At 35.5% G+C, this 4,926-nt stretch carries 5 protein-coding genes; 4 read left to right on the top strand and 1 reads right to left on the bottom strand.

What is annotated here, in order from left to right; translation table 11 throughout:
* Nucleotides 1-404: 404 nt before the first annotated feature.
* A complete protein-coding gene (locus tag ACXM0J_RS18530; protein ID WP_416697809.1) occupies nucleotides 405-2,174 on the top strand; it encodes a DUF4209 domain-containing protein in 1,770 nt (589 codons plus the stop codon).
* Nucleotides 2,175-2,243: 69 nt separating this feature from the next.
* Here the strand turns inward: ACXM0J_RS18530 and ACXM0J_RS18525 are convergent, their stop codons facing one another.
* Nucleotides 2,244-2,651, bottom strand: coding sequence for a conjugal transfer protein TraD (locus tag ACXM0J_RS18525; protein WP_416697810.1), 408 nt, complete (start codon nucleotides 2,649-2,651; stop codon nucleotides 2,244-2,246).
* Nucleotides 2,652-2,931: 280 nt separating this feature from the next.
* Between ACXM0J_RS18525 and ACXM0J_RS18520 the strand changes: the two genes are divergently transcribed.
* The 3 genes from ACXM0J_RS18520 to ACXM0J_RS18510 are packed head-to-tail and all read left to right on the top strand — an operon-like array spanning nucleotide 2,932 to nucleotide 4,519.
* Complete coding sequence (locus tag ACXM0J_RS18520) at nucleotides 2,932-3,087, top strand: hypothetical protein (RefSeq protein ID WP_479750721.1); 156 nt, start codon at nucleotides 2,932-2,934, stop codon at nucleotides 3,085-3,087.
* A complete protein-coding gene (locus tag ACXM0J_RS18515) occupies nucleotides 3,087-4,022 on the top strand; it encodes a MobA/MobL family protein (protein WP_416697813.1) in 936 nt (311 codons plus the stop codon). The genes ACXM0J_RS18520 and ACXM0J_RS18515 overlap by 1 nt, the downstream gene beginning before the upstream one ends.
* Nucleotides 4,019-4,519, top strand: a complete 501-nt coding sequence (locus ACXM0J_RS18510) for a hypothetical protein (RefSeq protein WP_057081809.1) — start codon at nucleotides 4,019-4,021, stop codon at nucleotides 4,517-4,519. Before ACXM0J_RS18515 ends, ACXM0J_RS18510 begins: the two co-directional genes overlap by 4 nt.
* The last annotated feature ends 407 nt before the right edge of the window (nucleotides 4,520-4,926 follow it).

The following is a 4,926-nucleotide window of genomic DNA, read 5'->3' as shown; positions in this document are numbered from 1 at the left end:
GTCGGTTAAGTTGCATGTTGGGGAAACCCTCGCAGAGATATCGCCATACTTCGACAGGGAGCGTGTGGGAGAAGGTGCAAGACCTTTAGTCCTTGTCTGCATAGTCAGCAAAACTATGTGCGGATACGACCGATATACGTGGCTCCGAAGCCAAAAGAATATACGGTAAATCGGCAATACTTAAAGGATGTGTCATTTTTTTAAATGACCGCCTTTAGGGAAAGTATTGCCGAAACTCTCTCAACCGTTTCCAAAGCCAAAGCACGAAGTGCGACGCTTTGGGGCGAGTTGAGAGGTTGAGAGCTTTTGCTTTTATTGGGAAGGATATAGGGTAAATACTTCCATATAATTATATCTGCTTAGGCTATTTGAATATTAATATTTAATTACATTACGGTATTATTATGAGATTTTCTGATCAAGATATAACTTTAGAAGACTTTCAATCTTCAAATGTAAATGCAATTTTTGAACAAGATAAAATTTATAATGCTCATGATTTAGAAAAACTACTTTATTCACATATAGATTCTATTCCGTTCAAAATTTTAGCTTCAGTAGTAAGTATGATGTTTGATCCTAGTGATTCTGTTGAGCCTTACAAAGCTAGATTTTTCTATGAAGATAAAAGAGGAATTATTCCTAATGACTTTCCTAAAGAAATTTTGGAAATTTTAAGAGATTTTTATTTAGAAATTGATAATAAGTTCTTAAAAGCGAAAATTGCAGACCTTTTGTGGATTAGAAAAGTAGGAAAGATTGACTCTTTAATCATTGCTATTAGTAACTTTAAAGATACTGGTGAACTGTTAATTAAAAAAAATGATCTTGATGATGCAATAAAGGTTTTTCATAGATCTCTTTACTTATGTTCGTCTGTAAGAAAAAGTAATTCTAATGTTCAAGTTTTATTTTTAGATACTGTAAATCTACTTCAACAGATTTGTTTATCGGCTCCTGATATCACAGGTTGGTATCTTAGATTGATAGATATGCTTATTGATTTTGCTCCTAAAGATATAGATTTAGAAAAATTAAAAAAGTTACTTGAGCGATCAATTATTAATGCTCAAAAGGATAAAAGTTACTTTTTAGAAGAAAGACTGTATTGCTCTCTTTTAAGACTTTCTAATTTGATGAAAGATAAAGAATTGACGAATGAAATTTATAAAGAAATTTCTAAATGTTTTTTAAAACAGGCAGAAGGAAAGCATGGGCTAGTAGCTGCTAGTTTTGTAAAAAGAGCAATAGAATCTCTTCGTAATGTGAAAGATTCAAGAAATGAAAGAATTAGTTTATACGAATTAATGCGGGATTATCAAAGAGATGGTATGGAGTCATCTTATGTAATTCCACGTCCTTCTTTAGAAGTTAAAGAAGTACAAGAAATTGTGACTCAAAAGGTTTTAGGTAAAGATCTATTTGATACTCTTATGAGATTCGCAGTGTATATTAATTTTCCTGAAGATATAGGAACCTTAAAAGAACAAGCAGAGGAAGAACTTAAAAAGACTAGTTTATTGTCAGATATTTTTTCTAGTGAATATATAGATCATGATGCTATTCCTGTTGCCAAAATTCCACCAAAGACTAGTGATCAGAATTCTGAAAAAATATCTGAAATACTAGTAAAAAAATTACAGGATAGGCATGAGTATTCTGTAGTTAATAAAATTTATCCGATGTTATGTAGCATCGTTCAAAGTTACCACCTTGATGAGGAGTATTTTTATGATTTATTTAGAAATAATCCATTCATTCCCGAAGGACATTTAAGTTATTTTGCTAAGGGAATATTTGCTGGTTTTAGAGGTGATTTTTTAACTGCATGTCACTTATTAGTACCTCAAATAGAAAACTCTTTACGATCAATTTTGGAATATTATGGAAAAGAACCAACTACTTTATATGAGGATGATACTCAAGAGAGAGATGCTTTAAAAAAATTATTAAACAATTCTATCATTCAAGAAAGTTTAACCTTGAAAATATCTGAAAACTTAAGAATATTATTACTAGACAAAGTTTATGGTGATCATCGTAACCAAATTTCACATGGTTACATGCCTTCTAATTATTATTATAAAGTCCCTAGTATCTATTTATGGTGGTTAATCTTCCATATCTTAATGATTGTAAATTATTCAGAATGGAAAGATAGGTATAATTCATAAAATTAAAAACTATTTAAAACATAAAGATAGAAAGCCAAAATGTTAATTTTGACTTTCTATCTTTAATAATTAACGGTTTTTACTATTTAAGGTTTCTAGCCCTAAATCCTTCCAAATCTGCCATTTCATATCATTTGGGTCAATTTCAGCAGTTTTAAGCAAAACTCCAAGTAATTCGGCTGGATCACGCTGATCTAGGTTAGCAATTTCAAAAAGTGCGCCTAATTGAATGAGATGACGCGTACGAGCTTTTCGTTCAGCTTCCTTTTCTGCATTCAGTAATTTTCTAACTGCTATTTTTTGCTTATTCGCTCGATCTATGGCTTTTTCAGCCTTGATTAAAGCATTCAATTTTTTCTCTTGGTCGGGTGTACGGTATTGGATTTGAGCTAATTCCAATAAAAGTTTTTGAGCATCACTCGGATTCTTTAAAGCAGAAATATAGGTGATTTTTTCAGACAGCCAATCATTATTCATATTCAATTCCATTAATTCAGATACCGCAAAAGCACAGGCTCAATACTCAAAGAACGATAACAAAATATTTACATTCGAGTAACGTAATTTTGTTAAAGTCGTTCTAGATATTGTCGCCTGTACTTCCATCAAAAATTTGATGGCGCGCTTAGACGTTTCTCAATTTCATTGAGAAACCTAAGCACGTTAGGGACTTCATCCCTAAAACCCTGAAACTTCTTTTTTTCATTCAATTGAAAATTGAATGAAAAAAAGAAGTACCAAAGCTAGGAGCAACAGTATGCAACTAAAACAGGTACTGGGAAAAATCAAAAATATTACTTTTGGCGTGATCGCAGCACCGCTAATTATCATCATTATGATGTGGGCTTCGATACTTGATCAAAGAGCATTTAAGAAAAAACGTAACCGAAAAAAGGAACAGGATAAGACCTAATGGCAATTGCTCGATTGAGTGTCAAAGTTGGTAAAGCAGGAAAAGCAGCACCGCATGCCGAATATATTGATCGGGATGAAGAAAAGAAGCTGAAACAGGAACAGGAACAGGCAGAAACTGACCTTGAACATAGTGCCTATGGGAATATGCCGAAATGGGCTGAACATAATCCCATTACCTTTTGGGAGGCAGCCGACCTTTACGAGCGCAAAAATGGCAGTACCTATCGAGAATATGAAATTGCCCTGCCTAGAGAGATGAATGCCGAACAACGTCTAGAACTGGTTGAGGACTTCATTCAGTCCGAGATCGGCTCAAAATATCCATATCAGTTTGCGATTCATAACCCTAAAGCAATGGACGGCAACGATCAGCCCCACGTGCATCTCATGTTTAATGAACGTCTGCAAGATGGAATCGAACGAGATCCAGAGCAATATTTCAAACGCTATAACAGCAAAAATCCTGAACGTGGCGGAGCTAAAAAAGACAATACAGGCAAGAGTTACCAGGAACGAAAAACTGATATTAAAGACCTACGCCAAAGGTGGGCGGATTTATGCAATAGCCATTTGGAAAAACACCAAATTGACAGCCGTATTGATATGCGAAGCTATAAAGAGCAAGGCATAGACAAAGAACCCGAAAAGAAACTATTACCAAGCCAAGCCAAAGATCCTGAAATCAGGGAAGCCTTGCAACAGTCACGTACAGCCTATAAAGAGCTTGAGCGACTAGACTTAGGCGACCCGAAAAAAGACCTGAAAGAACTCAAAAACAGCCCTATTTCAGACAAAGAAATTAAACAGGGCATTGAGAGCTTTAAGGCTGATTTTGACAGCTTTAAACAGCTTGCCTTACAGCAGTACAAAGAACAGCAGAAATTAGAACGAGAGCAACAGAAAACAATGAAGTTTAGAGGGATGAGCCGATGACACCTGATGAAAAAAAGTTATATGCACTGATGGCAGTTGCGGAACAACAGCAGAATCTCGTCAATCAGGCCGTTAAAGAGCTTCAAATCACGAAAGAACATATTCAGAAGGTCATCGCAGAGCAAACCCATAGCACTGTATCAAAATCGCTAAATACGGGCTTACAGGAGGGTACAGTAGAGCTTATCAAGACCGCTAAGGCACTTGGACATTTAAAAAACTCGATTGAATCAACTAGTGATCAATTTTCATGGAAAATCATCACTATTATTTTAGGCATTTTCGCCATTCTGATGCTTGGCATCATTTGGTTATTCAGTGTTTATATCAAACCTTTAGAAAATATCCCTCAGATCGAGAGCTTAAGACAGCAAGGTATCCAGTTTGATATTGGAAGCTGTACTGTTGGAGAGGAATCTAAACCGTGTGTTCGTGTGATGAAAAAGCAGTGTGGATATGGAAAAAATGGCGATTTTTGCGTCATAGACCCAAAATGATAAGTGCTTGAAAAAGAAAAAGCCCATTGAGTATTGAAACTCAATGGGCTTTCGCTTTATATTCAGCGGTACGCAGTTATTTGATGCGCTAACATCGAATAACGAAGATCATAAGGTTTGGCGACCGTTATGATTTCACACTAAGGCTTGTACCTGAACTCTATTTTCACAATAAACAGTGTTTAGATCAAGACTCAAAATGATAAGTCTTCGTTAATCCGTGTTTAAAATCGTCAAATAAGCATCATAGATCGAGCTTTGCCTGCTTCTGCGTGTCCGTTTTACGGATTGGCATGCGTTGCATGTGGAGGGAATAAGTGTCACTGGTGCAACGTAGCGATAGTCGAAAGGCTAAACCGCTTACAGGGGATTCTCACAAAGGCGGAGCGTTGGAAGTAGTTGTATAG

The organism is Acinetobacter sp. GRABPA_MV_2 (assembly GCF_056725885.1).
This window is presented reverse-complemented; position numbering and strand designations above follow the sequence as displayed.

Coding starts and splice junctions, on each gene's coding strand:
- ACXM0J_RS18530 (WP_416697809.1), top strand. CDS start 405: ATGAGATTTTCTGATCAAGATATAACTTTAGAAGACTTTCAATCTTCA.
- ACXM0J_RS18525 (WP_416697810.1), bottom strand. CDS start 2,651: ATGAATAATGATTGGCTGTCTGAAAAAATCACCTATATTTCTGCTTTA.
- ACXM0J_RS18520 (WP_479750721.1), top strand. CDS start 2,932: ATGCAACTAAAACAGGTACTGGGAAAAATCAAAAATATTACTTTTGGC.
- ACXM0J_RS18515 (WP_416697813.1), top strand. CDS start 3,087: ATGGCAATTGCTCGATTGAGTGTCAAAGTTGGTAAAGCAGGAAAAGCA.
- ACXM0J_RS18510 (WP_057081809.1), top strand. CDS start 4,019: ATGACACCTGATGAAAAAAAGTTATATGCACTGATGGCAGTTGCGGAA.